The organism is Priestia sp. FSL H7-0729 (assembly GCF_038005685.1).
Classification (GTDB): Bacteria; Bacillota; Bacilli; order Paenibacillales; family Paenibacillaceae; genus Paenibacillus.
Window position 1 is genome coordinate 31,721 of record NZ_JBBOTQ010000018.1, and the last position, 23,310, is coordinate 55,030.

Annotated in this window: 24 protein-coding genes; 20 read left to right on the forward strand and 4 right to left on the reverse strand. The window is 47.4% G+C overall.

Going from position 1 to position 23,310, the window contains the following annotated elements:
- Positions 1 to 4: 4 nt before the first annotated feature.
- The 6 genes from MHH93_RS25580 (at position 5) to nikE (ending at position 6,577) form a co-directional block, all read left to right on the forward strand.
- Positions 5 to 967: an acetylxylan esterase gene (locus MHH93_RS25580; RefSeq protein ID WP_500056314.1), complete on the forward strand. Its 963-nt coding sequence runs from the start codon at positions 5 to 7 to the stop codon at positions 965 to 967.
- Between the two features lie 312 nt (positions 968 to 1,279).
- A complete protein-coding gene (gene nikA / locus MHH93_RS25585; RefSeq protein ID WP_500056315.1) occupies positions 1,280 to 2,914 on the forward strand; it encodes a nickel ABC transporter substrate-binding protein in 1,635 nt (544 codons plus the stop codon).
- A 75-nt stretch (positions 2,915 to 2,989) separates the two neighbouring features.
- Positions 2,990 to 3,934, forward strand: coding sequence for a nickel ABC transporter permease subunit NikB (gene nikB / locus MHH93_RS25590; RefSeq protein ID WP_500056316.1), 945 nt, complete (start codon positions 2,990 to 2,992; stop codon positions 3,932 to 3,934).
- A complete protein-coding gene (gene nikC / locus MHH93_RS25595; RefSeq protein ID WP_500056317.1) occupies positions 3,931 to 4,761 on the forward strand; it encodes a nickel ABC transporter permease subunit NikC in 831 nt (276 codons plus the stop codon). Before nikB ends, nikC begins: the two co-directional genes overlap by 4 nt.
- 39 nt (positions 4,762 to 4,800) lie before the next feature.
- Entirely contained in the window at positions 4,801 to 5,607 is an 807-nt protein-coding gene (locus MHH93_RS25600; RefSeq protein WP_500056318.1) for an ABC transporter ATP-binding protein, read from the forward strand.
- Between the two features lie 169 nt (positions 5,608 to 5,776).
- Complete coding sequence (gene nikE / locus MHH93_RS25605; protein WP_500056320.1) at positions 5,777 to 6,577, forward strand: nickel import ATP-binding protein NikE; 801 nt, start codon at positions 5,777 to 5,779, stop codon at positions 6,575 to 6,577.
- Positions 6,578 to 7,109: 532 nt separating this feature from the next.
- Here nikE and MHH93_RS25610 read toward each other — a convergent pair.
- Positions 7,110 to 7,691, reverse strand: a complete 582-nt coding sequence (locus tag MHH93_RS25610; protein ID WP_500056368.1) for an NAD(P)H-dependent oxidoreductase — start codon at positions 7,689 to 7,691, stop codon at positions 7,110 to 7,112.
- Positions 7,692 to 7,998: 307 nt separating this feature from the next.
- Entirely contained in the window at positions 7,999 to 8,589 is a 591-nt protein-coding gene (locus tag MHH93_RS25615; RefSeq protein WP_500056322.1) for a TetR/AcrR family transcriptional regulator, read from the reverse strand.
- Between the two features lie 172 nt (positions 8,590 to 8,761).
- On the opposite strand from MHH93_RS25615, the gene MHH93_RS25620 reads away from it, so the two are divergent.
- The 12 genes from MHH93_RS25620 (at position 8,762) to MHH93_RS25675 (ending at position 18,824) form a co-directional block, all read left to right on the forward strand.
- Entirely contained in the window at positions 8,762 to 9,733 is a 972-nt protein-coding gene (locus MHH93_RS25620) for a phosphotransferase family protein (RefSeq protein ID WP_500056323.1), read from the forward strand.
- An 18-nt stretch (positions 9,734 to 9,751) separates the two neighbouring features.
- Entirely contained in the window at positions 9,752 to 10,750 is a 999-nt protein-coding gene (locus tag MHH93_RS25625) for a glycosyltransferase (protein WP_500056325.1), read from the forward strand.
- A gap of 108 nt (positions 10,751 to 10,858) precedes the next feature.
- Positions 10,859 to 11,143, forward strand: a complete 285-nt coding sequence (locus MHH93_RS25630) for a YesK family protein (protein WP_440391115.1) — start codon at positions 10,859 to 10,861, stop codon at positions 11,141 to 11,143.
- A gap of 114 nt (positions 11,144 to 11,257) precedes the next feature.
- Positions 11,258 to 11,419 (forward strand): hypothetical protein, encoded by a 162-nt coding sequence (locus MHH93_RS25635; RefSeq protein WP_181150888.1) that lies wholly within the window; start codon positions 11,258 to 11,260, stop codon positions 11,417 to 11,419.
- Positions 11,420 to 11,517: 98 nt separating this feature from the next.
- Positions 11,518 to 13,512 carry a ribosomal protection-like ABC-F family protein gene (gene abc-f / locus MHH93_RS25640; RefSeq protein WP_500056327.1) on the forward strand — a complete coding sequence of 665 codons (1,995 nt, stop codon included), beginning with the start codon at positions 11,518 to 11,520 and terminating at the stop codon, positions 13,510 to 13,512.
- Positions 13,513 to 13,832: 320 nt separating this feature from the next.
- Positions 13,833 to 14,255, forward strand: coding sequence for a hypothetical protein (locus MHH93_RS25645; RefSeq protein WP_500056329.1), 423 nt, complete (start codon positions 13,833 to 13,835; stop codon positions 14,253 to 14,255).
- Complete coding sequence (locus MHH93_RS25650) at positions 14,255 to 14,539, forward strand: hypothetical protein (protein WP_036671603.1); 285 nt, start codon at positions 14,255 to 14,257, stop codon at positions 14,537 to 14,539. The genes MHH93_RS25645 and MHH93_RS25650 overlap by 1 nt, the downstream gene beginning before the upstream one ends.
- A 4-nt stretch (positions 14,540 to 14,543) precedes the next feature.
- Entirely contained in the window at positions 14,544 to 15,947 is a 1,404-nt protein-coding gene (locus tag MHH93_RS25655; protein ID WP_500056330.1) for a glutathionylspermidine synthase family protein, read from the forward strand.
- Positions 15,929 to 16,333 carry a DUF350 domain-containing protein gene (locus tag MHH93_RS25660; RefSeq protein WP_500056331.1) on the forward strand — a complete coding sequence of 135 codons (405 nt, stop codon included), beginning with the start codon at positions 15,929 to 15,931 and terminating at the stop codon, positions 16,331 to 16,333. Before MHH93_RS25655 ends, MHH93_RS25660 begins: the two co-directional genes overlap by 19 nt.
- Positions 16,334 to 16,390: 57 nt before the next feature.
- Positions 16,391 to 17,338 (forward strand): nucleoside hydrolase, encoded by a 948-nt coding sequence (locus MHH93_RS25665; protein ID WP_500056333.1) that lies wholly within the window; start codon positions 16,391 to 16,393, stop codon positions 17,336 to 17,338.
- Between the two features lie 172 nt (positions 17,339 to 17,510).
- Entirely contained in the window at positions 17,511 to 17,840 is a 330-nt protein-coding gene (locus MHH93_RS25670; protein ID WP_105600351.1) for a PadR family transcriptional regulator, read from the forward strand.
- 6 nt (positions 17,841 to 17,846) lie between these two features.
- On the forward strand, positions 17,847 to 18,824 hold the full coding sequence (locus tag MHH93_RS25675; protein ID WP_500056334.1) for a permease prefix domain 1-containing protein: 978 nt from the start codon (positions 17,847 to 17,849) through the stop codon (positions 18,822 to 18,824).
- A gap of 77 nt (positions 18,825 to 18,901) precedes the next feature.
- Here the strand turns inward: MHH93_RS25675 and MHH93_RS25680 are convergent, their stop codons facing one another.
- Positions 18,902 to 19,381: a heme-degrading domain-containing protein gene (locus MHH93_RS25680; protein ID WP_500056335.1), complete on the reverse strand. Its 480-nt coding sequence runs from the start codon at positions 19,379 to 19,381 to the stop codon at positions 18,902 to 18,904.
- Between the two features lie 226 nt (positions 19,382 to 19,607).
- On the opposite strand from MHH93_RS25680, the gene lspA reads away from it, so the two are divergent.
- On the forward strand, positions 19,608 to 20,090 hold the full coding sequence (gene lspA, locus MHH93_RS25685; protein WP_500056337.1) for a signal peptidase II: 483 nt from the start codon (positions 19,608 to 19,610) through the stop codon (positions 20,088 to 20,090).
- A gap of 281 nt (positions 20,091 to 20,371) precedes the next feature.
- Here lspA and MHH93_RS25690 read toward each other — a convergent pair whose 3' ends face one another.
- Positions 20,372 to 21,040 (reverse strand): hypothetical protein, encoded by a 669-nt coding sequence (locus MHH93_RS25690; protein WP_500056338.1) that lies wholly within the window; start codon positions 21,038 to 21,040, stop codon positions 20,372 to 20,374.
- A 1,068-nt stretch (positions 21,041 to 22,108) separates the two neighbouring features.
- Between MHH93_RS25690 and MHH93_RS25695 the strand changes: the two genes are divergently transcribed.
- Positions 22,109 to 23,299, forward strand: a complete 1,191-nt coding sequence (locus MHH93_RS25695; RefSeq protein ID WP_500056369.1) for an ABC transporter substrate-binding protein — start codon at positions 22,109 to 22,111, stop codon at positions 23,297 to 23,299.
- Positions 23,300 to 23,310 lie beyond the last annotated feature (11 nt).

The following is a 23,310-nucleotide window of genomic DNA, read 5'->3' on the forward strand; positions in this document are numbered from 1 at the left end:
TCCCATGGGCGACATGCCATTGGAGCAGTTGAAAAAATACAGCGGAAGCAGTCCGAAACCGGACGATTTCGATGCTTATTGGAGCCGGTCCCTCGCGGAGCTTGATGCGCAATCGCTTGAATATGAATTGATTCCAGCAGCTTTCACATCGCCGCTTGCAGAATGCTTCCATCTTTATTTCACGGGTGTGGGAGGCGCACGTATACATGGTAAGCTGGTTCGGCCTATAGCAGCATCTATTGATGACAAGGGCCAAGCAATGGCCATGTTTCATGGATATTCCGGTGATAGCGGCGACTGGTTCGACAAGATTGCATATGCAGCTCATGGCATCACCGTGCTGGCTTTGGATTGCCGAGGACAAGGTGGGCTCTCCGAGGATAACCTTCATGTCCAAGGAACAACCATTCGAGGACATATCATTCGGGGCATCGATGACCCTGAACCCAATAAGTTATATTTCCGTAACGTTTTCCTCGATACGGTGCAGACCGTGCGCATTCTGATGTCAATGCCACACGTTGATGCGGAGCGGGTGGGTGTATACGGCTGTTCACAGGGTGGAGCGTTAGCCACGGCGTGTGCTTCACTTGAACCACGCGTTAAGCTGGCAGTGTCGGTATATCCTTTTTTATCAGATTACAGACAAGCCTGGGAACTGGGTGCCTCAACCTCTGCCTATGAGGAACTGGTGTATTACTTCCGGTTATTTGATCCGAATCATGAGCGGGAGGACGCTATTTTCAACAAGCTGGCATACATCGATATCTCCAATCTGGCTGAACGGATTCAGGCCAAGGTTTTGTTTGTTACCGGACTTGCAGACACCATCTGCCCGCCATCCACCCAGTTTGCAACATACAACCGGATTCGTTCGGAAAAAGAGTTGGTGGTCTATCACGAGTACGGACACGAGTACATTCCGGGTTTGTCTGATCGAACGTTACAGGCATTTTTGGAGCTTTAGATGTAGATCATCATTCAGGAGTTCTCCATCTATACTATGCGGTGGATTCAACCCAACCTGTTTCGGGCACGTTATCTTCGATGATATTCGTGCTGTGAGCAAGGAATAACTCGTAAAGGCAAGCTTATACATATATATGTGGGCATATTCAGGTCAAGTGGCTCTTCCTCCCACAGGAAGGGCTTTTTTGGCATATTTAATAGGGATACATACAATGTCGAATTTTGTTGACAAAAGAAGGACTCCTGCCTATTCTTAATGGATGAATATGATAATCATTATCATAAAATAGAGAAAAGGGGTTCAACATCCATGTCTGTACAACATCGCAAATCTTCGGCCCTCACATTGGCAACGATGCTCTTGTTGTTATTTGTTATTGTGGGTTGCAGCAATACAGGAAGTGGAGATGAGTCCTCATCTGCTGCCTCGGATCAAACATCAACGAAGTCGATTACGATGTCGTGGCCGCGTGATATCGGTACAATGAATCCGCATACGTACAATCCTTCGCAATTATTTGCCCAATCCATGCTCTATGAGCCGCTAATCAGTTACCAGAAGGACGGAAAACTGGAACCTGCGCTGGCAGAATCATGGACCATCTCCGATGATGGCAAAGTATATACATTCAAGCTTCGCCAAGGTGTGAAATTCTCAGATGGTACTCCGTTTAATGCTGAGATTGTGAAAAAGAACTTTGATGCTGTAATGAAAAATAAAGATACACATAGCTGGCTGGGCATTGTAGGCGTGCTCGACAAGACGGAGGTTGTGGACGACCAGACTTTCCGACTGACACTTACAGAGCCGTATTATCCTGTTCTTCAGGATTTGTCGGTGGTTCGTCCTTTCCGCTTCCTGGGTGAAGCTGGATTCCCGGATAACGGAGATACTTCCCAAGGCATCAAAGAGCCGGTGGGTACTGGCCCGTGGATGCTGGCTGATTACAAGCAGGACGAATATGCTGTGTTCAAACGCAACCCGAACTATTGGGGAACAGCACCGAAGGTCGATCAGATTACAGTCAAAATCATTCCTGATGGTGAAACCCGTGTCCTTGCTTTTGAAAAAGGCGATCTTGACCTGATCTACGGTGAAGGTGTGATCAGTCTGGATGCGTTCCAACAACTGCGTGACAATGATGAATATGTGACCCAATTGTCTGATCCGGTAGGCACTCGCAGCTTGCTGCTGAACTCTTCCAATCCGAAGCTGTCCGATGTCAGAGTACGGATGGCGCTTCAGCAAGGGTTTAATAAACAGGCGATGGTGGAAGGTGTTACTTCCGGTTTGGAAGAACCAGCTGATACCGTGTTGTCCAAAAACTATCCGTACACGAATGTAGACTTGGAACCGATCACGTATGACGTGGAGAAATCCAAAGCTTTACTGGATGAAGCGGGCTGGAAGTTATCGGCTGGTGGTACGGTTCGTGAGAAAGAGGGTCAGCAGCTTGATTTTGAGATGATTTTTGATAAAACGGACCCGATTCAGAAAGCGATGGCTGAGACCATTCAGGCGGAATGGAGCGAGCTTGGGGTTAAAGTAAACCTCACTGGGCTGGAACTGACGGTTCAGATCAAACGTTTGAAAGCCAATGATTTCGACCTGTATTTCTGGTACAACTATGGCGCGCCGTATGATCCGCATTCCTTCATTAACGTTGTGGCGAGCCCTGGATTCGGGATTTCCGAGACCCTGAGTGCATTGCCGATGAAAAAGGAACTGGACGATCAGGTGCATGCAGCACTGTCTTCCACAGACGAGACGAAACGCCAGGAGCTGTATGGCTCCATCCTGAAAACACTTCAGGAGCAATCGGCGATTGTACCGATCTCTTATATCAAGAAAACGGCTGTATATCAGAAGAAAATCTCCAATTTTATTTTCCCGGCGAACCGTGACGAAAATCCGTTTGTTGGTATTGAATTGGGCAATCAATAAGTCATAATTACTTTGATTTCGGAAGTGGTAAGGCCTTGGCAAGGTCATGTAGCTTTATAAAAGGAGGAACGTTTGGTGATCAGTTATATCGGTAAACGAATGATCGCGATCATTCCTATCGTTTTTATCGCTACACTTGTGACCTTTGCGCTTATTCATATTTCACCAGTTGATCCGGCAGAGGCTTATCTGACAGCAGCTCATATCTATCCAACACCGGAGCTGCTTGCGCAAAAGCGACATGAATTCGGTCTGGATCAGCCCTTGTTAACCCAATATGCGCATACGATTCAGAAGATTGCCAAGCTCGACTTCGGCACCTCGTACCTCACCAACAAACCCGTATGGGATGAAGTGAAATTAAGGCTTCCGGCTACAGCTGAACTAGCCTTCTGGAGTTTGTTGTTATCGGCTTTGGTAAGTATTCCTTTGGGAATACTGGCGGCGGTGTATAAGAATAGCTGGATTGACATGGTCAGCCGGGCGATTTCCTATTTTGGCGCGTCGATCCCGCAATTCTGGCTCGGTTACCTGCTGATCTTCTTTTTCTCGGTGAAGCTGGACTGGCTGCCTGTGGAGGGGCGTGGATCGTGGGAGAATCTGGTTCTGCCTACGATTACACTCTCCTTGATTCTTATTGCGGTCTACACCCGATTGTTGCGTTCCAGTGTGCTGGAGCAATTGCAGGAGACGTATGTACAGTACGCGAGAACACGCGGGATTCGCGAGCGAGTCATTATGCTCAAGCACGTCCTGAAGATCGCCATATCGCCCCTCATTACCGGGATGGGGATGAGTATGGGCAAGCTGCTCACAGGCACCATTATTGTGGAGCAAGTGTTTTCCTGGCCGGGGTTCGGAAGATATTTTGTCGATGCGATATTTAACCGGGATATTCCCGTGATTCAATGTTATGTCTTCCTCGCGGCATGCCTGTTCATCGTATGCAATCTGCTCGTTGATCTGGTGCAGCTCTATATGGACCCACGGATTTCGGCGAAAGGACGGGCAGAACATTGATAAACAAATGGCGTGCGGTATTTAAAGGACAGAGAGCCATCCAGATCTGCTCGGTGATTATATTGCTTTTCTTCGTAATTGCGATACTTGCTCCGTGGATTGCTCCTCATGACCCGGTGAAGGTGAATCTGTTGCAGAAGCTGTCGAGTCCATCGCTGGAGCATTGGCTGGGAACGGATCATCTGGGACGCGACAATCTCACCAGACTGATATATGGAGCGCGGGTGTCGCTCGGTTTTGCTACCCTGATCTTTCTGTCTTCATTGCTCATTGGCGTCATTGTGGGTTCGATCTCCGGTTATCTTGGTGGCTGGGTGGACAGTCTGCTAATGCGCTTGTGTGAAGGCATTATGGCGTTTCCGAATCTGGTGTTGGTGCTCGGTATTGTGGGGATTTTTGGTCCAGGTCTGATGCAGGTGCTCCTAGCACTCATGATGGTACAGTGGGTGCATTATGCACGCATCTGCCGGAATATGGTCGTGAGTCTGAAGGAACGGAATTTCATCGCGGCGGCGCGGATTAGCGGCTCTTCTTCGTGGACGATTATTCGCAAACATATCATCCCCAACGTGCAGCGTCCCATTGTTGTCATGGGTACGTTGGAGATGGGCTGGGCGATTATGGATATATCCGCACTGTCCTTCCTGGGGCTTGGCATCCAACCACCCAATGCAGAGTGGGGCGCCATGATTCATGAAGGAACGGGTTATATTCGCAGTCATCCGGAGTTAATGATCTACCCGGGTGCATTGATTCTACTGGTGGTCATTACGTTCAACATCTTGGGCGAAGCATTATCCGAGCGTTATGGCATTGCAAAAAGGTAGTGGTTCAGAACTGAAGGTATATGGGGGGTGAACGTAACGGTGGATGATGCAGCGAAGGTACTCGAAGTTCGTGGTCTGCAAGTGAATCTTAGAACAGCGGAGGGTTCTGTCCCGTTACTTGCGCCCATTGATTTCAAATTAAAAAAAGGTCGTGTCTTCGGTCTGGTCGGCGAGAGCGGCAGCGGCAAGACGGTTACATGTAACGCACTGCTCCACCTGCTTGATCCGCGCAGGATGGAGGTATCGGGCAGCATCCGTCTGAATGGACAGGAGCTGGGCTCGTTTTCAGGTGAGGAGATGCGGCGCATCCGTGGCAAGGACATCGGATTTATTATGCAGAATCCGATGAATGCTTTTACACCCGTATATACGATTGGATCTCAATTCATTGAAACTTTGCGTACGCATACGGGAATGTCCAAAGCAACGGCCCGGGAGCGGGCCATTGCTGCCTTGGCAGATATGAACTTACCCGAACCAGCTAAACTGATGAAGCGATATCCCTTCCAACTGAGTGGTGGGATGTTGCAGCGGGTGATGATCGCCATATCGATGTGCCTGCGACCGGCTTTGGTTATTGCTGATGAACCAACGACGGCACTGGATGTTGTGAATCAGTTGAAGGTGCTTCAGGAATTGGATCGGCTACGTACCGAATACGGAACATCCATCTTGCTCATCTCTCACGATCTGGGTGTGATCTCGCAAATGGCGGATGAGGTCGCAGTCATGCAGAAGGGTCGAATTGTAGAGCAGGCAGATGTGTATCAGCTGTTCGATCAGCCGCAGCATGAATATACCCGGATGTTGTTAAATGCCAGACCTAGTATGTCTTTGGGACGATAGTGATTACAGGTGAGTTGAATCGTTCAGCGAGTGTATGTGTGGAGCGAGCGGGTATGAACTGTATTTTGAGTGGGTAGCGTAGGAGTGGAATGGACATGGTGATGATGTGTAATTTCGTCTTCTTCGGAGATGATTGCTTCTGTCAAGTACAAGAGAGGAGGATGACCTGATGCTTCAGGTACGTGAAGTAAGCCATAGCTATGGCAAACGCAATTGGCTGGATCGTTCGGGAGCGCGTCCTCCGGTGCTGGCAGACATCTCACTTACGATTGAAAAGGGTGTTTGTCTGGGACTGTTGGGTACGAGTGGAGCAGGTAAAAGCACCTTGGGCAAAATCATTCTTGGTCTGGAGAAGCCCAGCCAGGGTCAGGTTTTATTTCAAGGTCAGGATATCTATCGATCCAGTAAACCCGTGCTTAAGGAATTACGACGAGATCTGCAAGTCGTGTTCCAGGACTGTTATTCGGCTGTGAATCCGCTTATGACTGCCGCGCAGATCATCGGTGAGCCGCTGGATAATTACGAGCGATTGTCGGCAAAAGAACAACTGCGTGTGGTTGGACAACTGCTTGAGCAGGTCGGACTTACACCAGAGGATGGGAGCAAGCTTCCGCACCAGTTCAGCGGTGGCCAATTACAGCGGGTCAACATCGCACGAGCCATCGCGCTCAAGCCAAAGTTAATCGTACTGGACGAATCGATCAGTAGCCTGGATATGGTGCACCAGACGCAAATCCTATCCTTACTGGCAGAGCTCAGAGCATCTTATGGGTTATCGTACCTCTTTATCACGCATGACATCCGGGCCGCTATGACGATCTGTGACCGCATTGCGGTAATGGATCAGGGTACGATTGTCTATAGCGGTGATGCCGGGGATTCGGTCATGCAGTCTGAGCATCCGGCTGTGCGGCAGCTGGTATCGTCCATTTTACCTGAGCATCCATCGGGTCGTATTTCGTTTAGGTAATACGTTGTTTGTATTTGTAGATGGCTGTTCATTGGTTGCTTACATGGTTGTTTCCATTTCATTACTGATACGAAGTCTCTAACGAACCGAGTGAGTGTTAAATGGCGATTTAGCGTGGAATGCAAAATGTAACGAACCTCAGTGAAGTTATTCCGGTGCAAACCTTCCAAAACCTGCGAAAGCACATACAGATTGGGAGTATAACGCTTTTACGATTCGTCAAACTGCAGACTTGTCGGAAATGGCACTAATAACGTGTTTACGGTTCGTTAGACCATAATTAAAATGAATGCTAAAAGGGGTTGTCCCCTACGCCTTGAACAAGACGTAGGGGACAACCCCTTTTTTTTGTGCCTGGGAATAGGCATATTCCCTGCTTTCTGATATAAGTTAAACTAAAATTACACTTACGCCATTCGGATTAAAGGACTACCTTTGAATTACGCTTAACCTTAGATTTTTGATTTAACTTATAAGGTGAACATCTGGAGCGAAGCATATACTTCGGATGAGGAATTCTTGCAGAAATTGTTTACCCCATCTTCCGCCCAAGCAGCTCAATCTTATCCAGCCAATTCTTTCTCTGTTCATCTGACTTCTTACCAACTTGGTCCACCGTTGTTATACGCACAGGTTTGATGCCAGTGATTGCAAAGGTGGAGATTTTCATCATTTTATGTGCGGGCTCACCCTGGAACCATTTGAAGTACCAGCTTGGGCCATCCATCGTAGTGATCATGCGAGCGGTGCGACCTTTGAGCAGTTGATCCGGGAAAGGTTTTCCTTTTTGATACTTGAAGGCGTAACCTGGCATGAAGATTCGGTCAACGAATCCTTTCAGCAGGGCAGGCGGTCCTCCCCACCAAATCGGGAATACCCATACGAGATGCTCTGCCCATTTAATCGCCTCTTGTGCTTCTAGCAAGTCCGGTTCAAGCGGCAGTTTATTACGATAGCCTCCCTCTAAATTCATGTTGAATTCCAATTCGTTCAATGTGATCATGCGAACCTCGGCACCTGCCTGCACAGCGCCTTTACGATAAGCTTCGGCGATTGCGCCATTGTAACTGGGTGAGACGGGATTGCCTTGGATGATTAATATTTTATTCATGATGACGACACGTCCTGACTTTTTTAGTTAATGAACACTAACCTCATGTGCAAAAAGAAAAGGTCACGTATGACCCGGTAATCCATCTGTATATCCTGATGGTATGTTGACGATTCTCTTTTAGAAGTTGTTCAACAAGTCCGCTTTTAATTACAAATCATACCTAGCGGCATCATCAGCATCGAATATGGGATTCAGCCGAAATAAGCGGAAACTTAAGAAGATTGTTTCTTTCGGAAACAATGTAGCTGCTCACGTTGTTTTCCCTACGCTCCGCTAATCCATTTCTAGCTTCATCCCATCTCCACCGTTACTCCTGAGGTAGGTGTCCCAACATCGATGCAAGTCGGTGAACCGTCTCCCCAGTGTAGGGTACCAACAACTCTGGCAATTCACCTTGCATACTGGAGACGGCCATACGTGTAATGGCACCGATCACCAGAACGGCCGTGAGCCGTGAATCCTGCTGAGGCAGTTCGCCCCGCATCATTCCCTGATCGATCAGATCCATTAACGCATCCAATGGCTGACGGTAGTCCTCACTGCTGCCGGCTTCAATGAATATTTCATGATTCTGTGAGATCAACAGCAGTCCGTAGGGATCTTCATCGTGCAGGTGAAGAACCTCGGTAATCAGTTGTTTGAAGCGTTCCAACACGGGACCTTCCTGTCGAACATATCCGTCAATCAGTGAAGTATAGTCCGCGCAGTATTGGGTGAAGGCTTCCAGGGCAACGGCATCTTTGTTTTTAAAATGTTTGTAGATCGCCGCATCGGTTACTCCGGCGGCGTCACCGATCTCTTTGACGGATATGCCGTCAACGCCTTTGGTTGCAAACAAGCGCATCGCCGCTTGTAAAATATCTTTCTTTTTACTATCCACATGAGGTTTGTTCTTCATAATCGTATAGTAAGTGATTACTAACTAAAATGCAACAAGCAATTTTGAAACTCTAATTGGAGACACGGAATAAGCGCTTACGATCAAAGCTTGCAGGCTTGAGAGAGGCAACGTATGATGAATAGAAATCAACATCGGAGCAGCAGGAAGAACGAAACGGATGGTGGATTGCGTGAAAGATGAAATGGATGCATATAGCTGGGTGACACCTGAAGGAATGCTGAATGATCACCATATAACAAGCCGCGAACAGTTGTATCAAGGAATGAACGGACGATATGTGGAGCGATTCACTGTTCCTACCGGTGAAAGTTACATTTTTAAACCGCTGACGAATCCCGCACAGCACGGACGAGAACGATGGATGTACGAGCGTGTGATGTCTGGTCTACCCCCCATCTATCCGCAGCTTGTTGCAACGTCGGACCCTACCATTGCACCGGCACAGAGCTGGATGATCTATGAGGATCTGGGGCAACTGGTGCATGATTCGCAAGAAGTGACAATGCTGAACACAGCGGTGCATATGGCAATGTGGCATGCGTTGCCTGTTACGGAATGGAGCGAGTTGCCTCGCGTGGGCCAGAAACCGTCTATTCGCACCATGTTGGATGAGTTGCAGATGCACAGACAATCTGTGGATGACCTGTTGTCTACGCTGGATATGCGGTTGTCTTCATCCGATTGGGACAAGATCTCAAGGTTGGTCCTCGCGGCAGAAGAAGAGCTTCCTACTGTTCTGTGTCACGGAGACCTGCATCCCGGAAATATGGCGGAGGTGGACGGCAGACTGGTCATATTGGACTGGGAGCATGCCCATCTGAATACGCCGTTGTGGGATGTATACCATCTGCTGGATCTCTCGCATCCGCTGTTTCCCAGAACGGTTACGCCTGCTTTGCGAGAGCGGGTCATAGACATTTATTTGGACAAACTAGAGAGCCTGGGCGTGCAGATTGAAAGATCTTCTTTTGCAGGATGGTACGACGCTTATGCTATTGTATTCTCACTTTGGATGCTGCGTTTGATTGATGGTGACCTGAGGAGTGAGGAATGTGTGTGGCCGAGAGAACAGCTGCGGAACCAATGGCATGAGGCGGCAGCGACGCTGAAGCAGTGCATGAAGCATATGGGTGAGGAATAGAAATGAGGGGTGAGAAGCTTGCGAAAAGTCGGACTTGTTATGCGTAAAATTCAATTCACGGAAGCACAGGGGCCACGCGTATTTGCGGATCGGCTGAAGCAGATTGGTCTGGAGCTGGGCGTGGATATTGTGTTCATCTCGCCGGAGCGTCATGTCAGCGGATACGACTGGTTGCCAGGTTATGAGCATGAGAAAGGTGACCTGGTGAACTACGATATCGTGCTGGACCAGATTCATAGCCAAAATATAGAGCATGTCATCTACACGGTATCCGGTTTTACGTTTTTGAAGATGTTCTTACCGAAAAGCGTATTGTTCCCGCACAGTTTCCCTGATCCCGCGCTGACGGGATATGAGATGATGAAGCCATTTTATACGATGGTGGATAAAGCCATTGTGCAGACGGAGTTTTTGAAAACAGAGCTGGGTCGCAATTTCGGTGTACATGACGTGAACGTCATTCCGATTGGCTTTAGCGAAGAGCTGGCGAACCGGCACTATGATCCGAGTCAGGTTGTGCATAATCGGGTGCTCTGGATCGGTAGGGATGAGGCGAACCGTCGCCCGGATCTGGTGCTGGAATATGCGCGGCAGAACCCGGACAAGGAAGTATATATGGTGTTTGGCGGTGTACGCTATAAGGAAACCATGAAGAAGTACGACATTCCTGCCAACGTGAAGCTGAAGTTTGCACTCACGCAGGATGAGATATTTACGTTGATGAACTCCGCCAAGGTGTATTGGAGCTGTTCCGCCTTTGATACGTTTGCGATGCCGCTGACGGAAGCGATGGCGATGGGCAAAATGGTCGTGAAACCGGAGCATGCTTGCTACGGTCATATTCGATCCACACATGCCTTTGCAGGCAACGAGGACAATTGGTTCGAACTGGTGAACATGGCTGCGGCCGCACCGCGCAGTGTGTCGGAAGACAACCGCGAGTATGCGTTTGGTGCCTTTTCGCGTACGAAAATGAAGGAAGGGTACCTGCAGTTTTTCTCCGATTGGTTAAAGTAAAGGATAATCGTGCGGGGTATGAAGTTGGACGCATCACTAATGATGAGGTTGAAATAAGGCAGAGCCATTGGATGGAGGTTCACTTTCCAGCACTTAGGAGGAGACTTTATGGAAGTACTGATCTTGTGGACATTGGGAATGTGGGCGGTGCAGCTGCTGATTGAATGGCTGATCTATCGGTTACAAGGACGCCGAATGACGTGGGTACAATATATATTGCCATGTGTGGCCTTGCTCGGCGGTGCCGTTGTAATCATGATCAGTATCGATATGGGCGGGTGGAACGGCATCGGTTACGCCCTGCTCGGCGCATCACTGGGTACCTCGGGAATGTTAACACTTATTACGGTGGCGATCAGGGATGTGATGCTTCGACGACGGGGCAGGAACTAGATCGAGCAGTAAAGCTATTGTCGAGTAAGGATGAATTGGGCCAAAGGGATGGTTGCAGGAATGCATTCGTCTGTGATATATTGACATTAATTATGACAAGGGAGGTGAAGACAGGTGAATCACGAGATGCTTAACAACCGTATTAGCCAGCTGCCGATTGCTATGGCTGGCATTGTTCATACTTTTCTGACCAACGGGAGAAGTCTGTCCAATTTTGAATATACGGAAGTTAATATGTGCGAGAAGATGCCTGCCTTGACCTCATTCGGACGATAAGCGATATTGCTTGAATTCTGAAGGGCCGCGGAGCTAACCTCCTGCGGCTCTTTTTGTGTTGCGGTCAGGATCTTCCAACCTATAGGAGGAACCTTATTATGATTATTATTAGCGCGCAACAACTGACTCAATACCACGGAGCACATCTGGTGCTGGACGGCATTACGTTTGAAATTATGGAAGGTGACAAGGTCGCCCTGATCGGCCGCAACGGGAGCGGCAAGACCACACTTATGCGCCTGCTGGCAAGGTTGAACAACCCGGATGAAGGCCAATTGATGATTAAAAAAGATACACGAGTGGGATATGTGGCACAGGTTCCGGAAGGATTGGATGACCATACCGTACTGGATGTATTGAGCCTTGGATTCAAGGAGCTCATGGTATGTGCCAAGCAAATGAAGGAAATGGAGCAGCAGATGTCCGATCCGGCATGTGCAGCAGACTCAGATCAATTGGAGCGTCTGCTCAAACGCTACGCGGCGCTGCAAGATCAGTTCGAGCGTGAGGGTGGATACGAAATGGATGCCCGCATCGATCAGGTGGCGGACGGTCTGGATATCGCCAAGGCCCATTATAATTGGCGCTTTGGTTCGCTGTCCGGTGGGGAGCAGACTCGGGTAGTGCTGGCTTCACAGCTAATCGTCAGACCCGACCTGTTATTGCTGGATGAGCCAACGAACCATCTTGATCTGGAGCGGGTCGAGTGGTTGGAAGGATTTTTACGAGAATACCCCGGCACCATTGTCCTGATCTCGCATGATCGCTATTTTTTGGATCGGGTGGTGAATCGAACGCTGGAGCTGGAGGATGGAGAAGCGGAAACGGCTGCTGGCGGTTATACGGAATATATGAAAGTGAAGGAACAACGGCTGTTGCAGCAATTCGAAGAGTTCAAGGAGCAGCAGAAGGTGATCAAAAAAATGAAAGAAACGATCCGCCAGCTGGAAGAGTGGGGCCGAGTTGGTGGCAATGAAAAGTTCTTCCGGCGGGCCGCTTCCATGCGCAAGGCGCTGGAACGGATGGAACAGGTGAAGCGTCCTGTGCTGGAGCGGCGTAATGCCGATTTCGATGTTCGTCCTACGGATCGAACAGGTAAACGGGTCGTGGTCCTGGAACAAGTGGAGAAGAGTTATGGCGAGCGAGCGATTCTACGCGGGATCTCGGGTCTGCTGGAATATGGTGACAAGATTGCTCTTATTGGTCGGAACGGTTCCGGCAAGACGACCCTGTTCAAGTTGTTGCTTGGAGACGAGCAACCCAATGCGGGCAAGCTGGAGTGGGGTGCACGCGTGGATGTAGGGTATCTGGCTCAACAGGAGGAACCTGCGAATCCGAAGCTGAATGTACTCGAATACTTCCGACTCGAAGCAGGTGTGGAGGAAGGGGAAGCACGTGGAATTCTGGCTCGATACCTGTTCTATGGGGCGGATGTATTCCGCGCAGTGGGACAGTTATCTGGCGGGGAATGGACGCGCTTGCGTTTGGCTCTACTGGTGCAACGCAAACCCAATGTACTGCTGCTCGATGAGCCAACCAACCATCTGGATATCGCATCCAGAGAAGCACTGGAAGAGTCGTTGGTTGATTTTGAAGGAACCGTTCTTGCCATCTCGCATGATCGCTACTTCGTCAATCGCCTGGCGTCCCGTGTCTGGGAACTGGAGGACGGACAGATGACCGCTTATCTCGGAGACTATGAAGCGTATCGCGAGAAGAAGCTTGATATGCAAGCTCGTTCGGCGGCGGCAGGTCAGGGCACAGCAGGGGGAGTCGTTCCATCCGGCGGAAACGCCAAGTCAGAGATGAAGTCAGGTATGATGACAGCGTCGAGCGGGACTGTCCGATCAGGGAAGAAGCCAGAAGCTACCTCGGCAGAAGCTTCATCGAATCATAGAGGTGGCAATGGCAACCAACCGTCTGCGGAGAAGCTGGAACAGACTTTGGCTCGTCTGGAGGTACAGATTCAGGCACTGGATCAACAATTGGAAACGGTGCAGAACAATCCGCTTGAACTGGAACAAATCTGGCATGATCGCGAGCAATTGTCCGCTAAATATAATGATGTATTGGCCCAGTGGGCTGAGTTATAAGTCGGAATGGCATGAGCATAAGATGGAACCAACGAGGCCGGAGAATCTTCTCCGGCCTTTTTGATACGGGGTTAAGACATACCAAACGCGGAATCTGCTTGTTTTTCCAAGCTTTGTTGATCCAAGAACTTGGCGACAACCGGTTCTTATTTTTTTTACATGTCATGGTGAATAGTGTAACTTTTTTCCTCCACATGCGTTAAATACGTTTGTATGAATGGAAACGGCTCACCTAAGAGCTTGCAGAAAGGGAGGTAATCGGTATCTATTATTCATTGACGTATCGGAGTTGGTCGGATGATCGACAGGCGGAGACAGGGGTGCTGGAACAAACTTCAGTCACCCGAGATGAACTGTTCATGCGCAAACTGGTGGATGCCACCTTGGTGAAAAACAAACTCTGGGCGCATCTGTCCAATGAATGCCAGGATGGGCGGGAACATGCAGTATACGTGACGGCCTATGACCAACAGATGCCGGACGAGTACGGTGCAGCCATTGCGGATGCTGCGCTAGCGATGTGCAAAATGTCTTCCATGTACAGTGCAGAGTATATGTTGTGGAATGGAAGCTCATTTCAGGAGTTGGAACTCACAACGTCATCCACTTATACGATGGAGCTTGCCGAGCAATTGCTGGACCATTACATGGTACGCGATGGCAAGACGTATGAGTTCCTCTATTCCGTGCTGGATGCGGATCGCAAGAAAGTGTTGTTTTATATGAAAGAGGTGGATCTGTGATGAGTGACCAAGAGCGGGGGCAAGCATCCAAACCCGGGTCAAAAGCGAAGCTGGTTGCGTTCTCCCTAATGCTGGCGGTTCCTGCCGTGTTATCCGGTTGTGGCAGCAACAATGATGAGTGTGATCCGGAGTATGATACCGGATGTGAATATGATTCCAGCAGTGGGCATTATTACTACGGTGGGTCGTCATATCGAAGCAACAAGGACAGTAATAGCTCCTATAGCAAATCCAAGTCCAAATCAAGCGGCTTCGGTAGCTTCTTCCGCAGTTCGGGAGGATAAACGGATGAGGCAAGTGGTTCAACTACCGTTTAGTCACGAAGAGGTATTTCAGGGTACAACAGAACGACAGATTCCATACCATCGGATGTACGGGAAGCAATATTGTGTGCCTGCATTAACGGTCTATTCTCCTTCGGAGGTACAAGAGCTGCGTACCGCAGCCGAGGCGGTAGACAGGATCTATTGCAAAGTGATGCGATTTATCCAACAGTACATGCCGGATTCCTTTTTGGAGCATCAGTTGGGTATCCATCCAGGGCTGATTCCGGCTGCACGTATAGAGATAGTATCTGGAGGCATTACCCGTCAGGACTGGATTATTGGAGAAGCGGGTCCAAAGTGTATTGAAAATAATGCGGACACCCCTACGGGTATACCGGAGGCTGCTGCTCTGGAAAATATCCTGGTCGGTCTTGCCGAGGATGCTACGCTAGTAGCGCCATCTGCCGAGATGGATGAACGTATTCGAGAATGTTTCAGGATATGGCTGGAGTTCTATGCAGCGCAGGGGTTACAAGGCCCCGTGACGTTCACTTCTTTTGGGGAACATGTCGAAGATCGAACGAATACGAAATATCTAATGAAACGCTGTCAGGAAGCGGGATACGATGTTCTCTATGCCCCACTGGAGGAGCTGGAGATTGTCCCCGGGGAAGCGCTGTACCATCAGGGTCGGAAGATTAATCTGCTATACCGCCTCTATCCATTGGAATATCTGATCGATGATCGGGATGAGACAACCGGTGTGGACATTGGCGCTGCACTACTTGATCTGGTACAAGAGGGACAATTGGGCCTGATGAATCCGGTGCAGCATGTGCTCATGCAGAGCAAAGGCTTCATGGCTGCAATCTGGTCGCTCTACGAGCGGAACGAGCAAACCTCGGAATATTGCGGGTTTACCCTCTTTGATGAAGCAGAAATGGATGTGATTTCCCGATATCTGCTGCCAACTTATTTTTCGGCTGAACCCTTCCAGTTGAACGCGATGCCATATGTAGCCAAAAGCTATTGGGGGCGCGAGGGTAGAGGAACTCTTTTGCTGGATGGAGGAACGGACAATGCTTTTGGACAGCAGAATATAGAACATTCTCTTAACGAGGAGTTCCATTCCAAACTCGCGACTGGGGCAACAGATGAGGATGAAGCGGAAATTGCAGCTTATTACGAAAATCAGCCCAAAATCTATCAGCAGCTGGTTCCGATGGAGCAGGTTGTGATCAAGACGGAAGATGGATCGTACAGCGGTTATCTGCTTACAGGGGTGTTTGTTATCGGTGGGCGTTTGGCCGGGTTGTTACCACGGGTCGGAGAGAAAGTAACCGGAGATATGGCGTATTATTGCGCGGCTACAGTGCGTGAACGGATGAATGATGAGGAGGAGAAGAAATGGAAAACTTGGGATTAAACCTCGTGAATGTGGCTGTGGGTGTAGGCATTCTGCTGGTGGTATTGGTATGTGGATATTTCGCTTTTAGCAAATTGACCCGGTATAACGATAGTGAGGAAATCGCCAAAGGTAACGAAGCGGCAGGCATGTATATGGGTAGCAAATTACTGGGACTGTGTATTATTGTGGGGATGGTGTCTTTCTCCACGCACTCGTGGCTGGATATGCTGCTGTGGTCAGCGCTTGGAATCATTATTCTGTGTCTGGTCTATATTATATTTGACTTCCTGACTCCGAAGATGCGGGTGTGTGACGAAATTGCACGGGGCAATATGGCGGTAGCGCAACTGCTGCGTTCGATTATCATCGGCGTTTCCATCGTCATCGGTACGTTTTTAATGTAAAATAAGACATAGTGTTTTATGGAGTTTACTATTAAACGGAAGAAGGAGCGCGGCATCATGAGAAGAGTCATCATCGATACAGATACAGCAGGAGACGATACAATTGCGATCCTGACCGCATTGCATCACTTTCAGGTGGAAGGCATTACGATTACGGGCGGTAACGTACAATTCGACCAGGAGGTTGAAAATGCCCTGTACACGGTACAGGTTGCTGGACATGGCGGCAAGGTGCCTGTGTATAAAGGCTGCGAACGTCCGTTAATGGCCTACGGTAAGGCTCAGCATCGTACAGTGGAAGACGTACATGGCGATGATGGCATGGGCGGCGCGCATTTCCCGAAGGCGGATCAGCGTCCCGAGAGCGGGCATGCGGTTGATTTTATCATTGAGAAGGTGCATGCACATCCGGGTGAAATTGAACTTCTGGCGATTGCGCCTTTGACTAATATTGCGATGGCGATCCAGAAGGACCCTACGATTATTCCTGAGATTGCTCACCTGTACATCATGGGCGGAACGAATAATGCACTGGGTAATATCACACCAGCGGCAGAGTACAACTTCTACGTGGACCCGGAAGCAGCGAAAATTGTACTGCATGCGGGCATTCCGATCACGATGGTTGGCTGGGAGATGTGCACGCAATATTCAGTGATGGATGATGACGATCATGCAGAGATTGCGGCTTTGGGGACCTCGGGTGCCGATTTCTTCACCGCGATCAATAAAGTGGTGATGCAGTTCAACAAGTCGGTACATAAACTCAATGGCACCACTCATCCCGATACGTTGTTAATGGCTGTAGCGGCAGATGAATCCATCATGACCAAGTCGGGTCACTATTATGTGGATGTGGAAGCGGCAGGAGAACTGACACGCGGATACAGTGTGGTTGATATTAACGGACGTTTTGGCAAAGAGCCGAATGTACGTGTCTGTGAAGCCATTGATCGGCCGAAGTTCAAATCCATGTTGCTCGATGTCCTCTCAGCTATTCATTAATTGAGCGACTTAGCATTTCAATGAACAGCACAGCATTCCTGATGAATCCGTACCTGTAACAGGTACGGTTTTTATTTTGCCCATTTTTGGAATAACTACTTCACCTGTCGTAGTAAGTTGTGCTATACTTCAACTACTACGACAGATGAAGTAATGAGGAGGAGTATCTTTTGTGATCAGCAGTGACGTTATACGTGGCTACAATGATACGCTGATCCTCTACATGCTGCTCGAAGGGGAGTCGTACGGCTACGAGATTTCCAAGAACATCAGACAGCTGACAGAGGAAAAGTACGTCATGAAGGAAACGACATTATACTCGGCCTTCACCCGATTGGAGAAGAACGGTTATATTCAATCGTTTTACCTGGATGAGAATAGTTTGGGGAAGCGTCGTACCTATTACCGGATTACGCCGCCCGGCCTCGACTATTACAGAGAAAAGTGTGAGGAATGGAAGGTTACGCAGGAGGTTGTTAATCTATTTATCAGGGAGTTGTGACGGAACATGGAGACAATTATGGTTTATCTGGAGAACATGTTTGTTGGTCTGCCGAAGACACCTGAGGTGGAACATCTGAAGCAGGAGCTCCTTTCGGGGATGGAAGATAAGTACCTGGAATTAAAGCGAGAAGGCAAGTCGGAGAATGAAGCCATCGGCATTGTGATCTCGGAATTTGGTAACATCGAGGAGTTAACAGCCGAACTCGGTATTCAGCCAGTCAGCCCGGAAGAGACAGTACCTGTGTTAACGGAAGAGGAGATTTATGCATATACCACTGCGAAAAGAAGTGCTGGATTTTGGATCGGGCTGGGTGTTTTATTGTGCGCTTCAGGTGTGGCATTTCTAATTTTTATGGATGCCTTATTTGAGAATTATGCCATTTCAGCTGCAAACCGTTCGGTGGAAACGGGCGCTATACTGGGCCTGATCGGTATGTTTGTATTGATTGCCATTGCGGTAAGCATGTTCATATACAGTGGCATGAAGCTGGAACGCTTCAATTATCTGGAGAAGGGCTTCCAACTTCCTTATACACTTAAAATGAGTATTCAGCATAGTCGGGAGAACTTCGCTCTGACTTATCGTATAGCTATCATTACCGGTGTCTGCCTGTGCATTCTGTCTCCTGTGTTTATTTTCGCAGCCTCCTCTATCAATGATAACTACGCCTCTTATGGTGTATCTGCCTTTATGGTCATGGCTGGGGTAGGAGTATTCCTGTTTGTATATTACGGTAATATTCAGGGGGCTTACACGAACTTGCTGGAGAAGCACCAGTTGACGGTAGAGAAGAAGCAGGAAGTCAAGGTTGTGAGAGCTGTGGAAGCGATTGTATGGCCGCTGGCGACAGCCATTTTCTTGTTCACAGGCTTTGTATATCAACGGTGGGATATCAATTGGGCCATATTTCCGATTACCGGTATTCTCTCCGGCAGCTTTAGCAATGTGTACCATATTATGAAAAGCAAAAATCCGTCCTGAGCATGCTGCTTTGGATAGTAAAGGTAAAGCCCACTTGATCTATATTGATCAGGTGGGCTTTTTTTGCTCCATTTATTCTAATCCTGCTGCAACAAAAATGAGCGAATGCCTGTGGTAACCAGGTCATGGTCTTCTTCATCAGGCAGACCTGATACCGTAATGGTGCCGACCTGTCCCACATTTTTCAGAATAAGTGGGAAAGCCCCTCCAGCCAAGACATAGTCAGATGCAGGCAGGTTGAATTCCTGCTCAAGCGTTTGGCCCTCGTTTCTCAGGCGCAGAGCCGTATGCCATGAACTGGAGGAGAAATGATTCACTACGTTGTTCTTGCGTCGAATCCAGTCTTCATTGTCGGGATGTGTGCCTTCCATAGCGTGCAAAAAGAGACGATGTCCCTTCAGGGTAATGTCGATGGTCACGGCTTGGGAACGACGCTTCGCTTCTTCAACCAGATGCAGGCCTAGGTTAAGCGCTGTTGCAGAATTAAATGTGCCAAATACCAAGTTCATTTCTTCCTGCTGCATTTCCTTTAATCTTTCGATCATGGTCAGGTTCAAATTACAGGCAGCCCCTTTACATATATGATTGATGTCTACATTCGACATGATGCGGTATAGTACCTTCCCAATGCGAACTGGACGATGTTAGATGATGTCATAGGCATGGTTGAAGACGGCTCATTTGGAGACCATACATCGGCTGTGTTAAAGTGAAAGGAACCTAATATATAAAAATCTTAAAGTTAAAATAAGTTGTGGCTAAGTAGGCAGGAGGAAAAGCACGATGCTGTTTTATTTTGTAGCACTGCTGGTGACTTTGGTAGATCAGGGAACCAAGATTGTAGTGAGAATGTATATGGAAGTTGGCGATGTCATGAGACTGGGTGACTCGGGCATGCAATTACAGCATTACGAGAACAGTGGCATGGCGGGCAGCATGTTTCAGGGGAATGCGCGTCTGTTCGGTGTGATTGCTGTTCTGTTCATAGCAGGCATGTTGTATTACCGGAGTAAAGGTGAGATTCGTGGATTCTGGATGCAAGCAGGCGCAGGTTTTATGGTCGGCGGGGCTTTAGGAAATGCGATCGATCGCTTTATCTATGCGCGGGTAACGGATTTTCTCGTCTTTCCGTCCGGACGCGGCATTTTGAATCTCGCTGATGTCGCAATTAACATCGGTGTAGTCATGATCATCATCGGCATGTTGATTCGTGCGTTTAAGAGTTATCGAGCCAAGCGTTTACGCAATACATTGCCGAAAGCGTAACATTCTCGAAGAAAATAACCGCACTTAGATGTTGTGATTACACATGGAATCATAATGTGATGTATCGATTAGTACAATGTGTGCAGTGACTTCAATCTGGAATCAGTTGGGTTATCTCAAAAGCTCTAAAAACTATCGGTGAAGAATAATCACATAGATTAGTGCAAAAAGGTCAAAGCAGAGGTTCATCCCGCTTTGGCCTTTTAGCGTTTTTCAGGCATTGTGGCTTTTTTTGTTTTACGATTTTGAGAAAGTCCTGCTCTCATTAATTGTTCACTGGTTTAATAATCTAATCTTGATAATTCTAAATCAAGCTCAGTTAGTTTTGTAAATGAAGCAGTTAGATCCTTTTGTAATTTTAATCGAGTCAATATTGCCTCGTCTGACAACGGGTTAATATTCTTATTAATGAATTTTTCATAAATCTTTGTGTTTATTTGAACGATTTGAAGTGCAATTTTTAAACGTTTTTCTAAATTATCAGTCACAACTACTTCTTTAGAATTAGAGTTATTTTGCAAAAGTAATTTTTTGAATAAAGTGATACTCGAATTAAAGTAGACGAAACCAGGGACATAATTAAGGGTAATAGGTTCTTCCAGCGAGCTCGCTTTTTTTCCTTCTGGGGAGTTATAGGTTTGTACATAGTTTGCATAGTTAATTTGATAATCATTTAATTCTTCATAGCTCGTGTATAAAAATAATATTTCTTCTGTACTAATTTTATGATTAACAATAGAGCTTTCTAGTTGTGACAAGATAGATTGTGAAGTAGAGAGAATGTTATTTTCGTAATCGGATAGTACTACATTATATTGTTGGTATGAAAATCGTTCTAATTTTCTGTTATTTGAATTATACCAATAAAAATTTGCAAATAGAGAGGTTACGAGGCCGAGTACTAACAAGATTAAAAGAATTTTTTGATTCACTAGAGATGTTTTTCCCATATATAAGTATCCCCTTGAATAACTTTAATGTTTAGATATTATTACTCCAATTATGCTGCTTATACTGTCGAATATACCTTTAAAATACAAGGATAAATCAGCTGTCATCGCTAAAACTTAATTACCAAGTAAAAGTTAATCAGGATGATCTTAAGTACATGCGGACAAGTCCATCAGGCTTTACGAATCTTGTTGTGATTATAAATGAATACGAGCGTAACAAGCATGACGCAAGAAGGCTGGACAACGACCAAGCTCCAAAAGGTCACTTGCTAGTTCTTTGACAAGCTCTGTGGAAACGTACAATCCTTTATACCAAGTAAAGTCAAAGTCACTTGGTTCCTTGGCAAAGCAGATTGTGGAAGGGAAATGCAGTTTCCTAGGTTCAAAGGTAGATACGCTAGACTGGCAAATTCCTATTAACTACAGGGTTAACTCTAACTAGTGTGAAGGAAAGGTTCAATAGTCTAAAAATATCAGTGAGGAATAATCACATTAATAGTTGTAAGTGTATAAGTAGCCGAAGCAGAAGTTCACTCTGCTTCGGTCTTTTTGCGTTAGCCCTGTTGTGATTTGTATGAGTCCACACTAATATCTTTATCATACAAAATCGCCATATTTAATATTCTGAATGATAATTTCCATTAATAACATTGATTCATTTTTATCGAAACCGTTTTAGGAATATTAAAGGCTTGTATAGCCAACGCTCATAGTATGAGTGGATGGAAGGATTAACCAATTGGTTATTTCACCACCTGAATGGGTAAATCCTTACGTATATAAAGTGAAACTAAGATATACACGAACACGGAGAGTGCAGAACCAATCTGAAGAAGCGAAGCTAAAAGCTTTCTGAAAGAAAGCTGCTTCGAAAGCATACGCTAAAACCGGATTTTCCCTTTGAGGAAGGAAATCAAAAAAATCTGGGGATAACAACGATCGGAAGATGGTACTGCAATCGGAGTGACAGCGTGTAAATCACATTAGTTCAATTTATAAAGCTGAGGGAGGTACAACATGAGAACAACGCTTACCAAGGCTCTCGGGACAATGTTGCTATGTGGAATGATGGCTGTACTTCTGGCTTCCTGTACCAGTGGGGATAGCGCGAATGGCAAAGTGCAGATTGAATTTTTCCAGAACAAGCCTGAAGCCAAAACAACCTTTGATGAATTAATTAAAACGTTCAATGCGGAGCATGACGATATCCAGGTGACGCAGGTGAATCCGCCAGATGCGGAGACCGTATTGAAGACCCGTGTTGTCAAAAACGATATTCCGGACATTATGGCCATGGGGGCAACTGACACCTATTCCATTCTGGCCCAGAGTGATATTTTCACCGATCTGACGGACAGTTCACTGCTCAAGACGATTGATCCGAACTACATACAAATGCTGAATGATCTCACAGGCATGGACGAAGTGACTGGTATTCCTTACGCGACTAATGCAAACGGCATCATGTACAACAAAACGTTGTTTAAGGAAATGGGATTGGACGTGCCCAAGACGTGGGATGAACTTATCGCGACTGCCCAAAAGATCAAGGATGCAGGTGAGGTTCCATTTTACTTCACATATAAGGATGACTGGCAGACGAGCCTTCCCTTCAATGCACTTGGCTCCAATCTGGTCGGTATCAATTTCTATCAGGAACGGCGCGATAACAAGGTAACGTTCAAAGAGAAATACCGAGAGGTTGCCGAGAAGCAGTTGGAGCTCATGAAGTATGGTCACGGCGATAACTTTGGTAAAGCATATTCGGACGGTAACCGTGCTTTTGCTAACGGTGAAGCCTTTATGTACATCCAGGGAACCTGGGCCATCTCGGAGATTCGCAAAGCGAACCCAAATGTAGACATCGGTTTCTTCCCATTCCCTACGGGCAACGATGCAAGCGAGATTAAGCTCGTGAACGGGATCGACTCCCTGTTTACCATTGCGGCTGACACGCCTAATCGCGAGCAGGCAGAGACGTTTATTGCGTTTCTGTTGAAGCCTGAGAATATCGGAAGATACATTGACGAACAGACGCTGTTCTCTGCGGTAGAAGACGTGAAGCAGGATGATCCTGCCGTGCAGGAATTGATGCCTTATATCGAGCAGGGCAAGGTGGTAGACTTTGCCGATCACTATATTCCGGCTGCGGTGCAGCTGAATTCCATCGTACAGTCCTTTTTGCAGAATCAAAACATCGACAACTATCTAGATACACTCGACAAAGAATGGGACAAGGTTGCCAATCGGCGCTAAGCCTGGTCTGA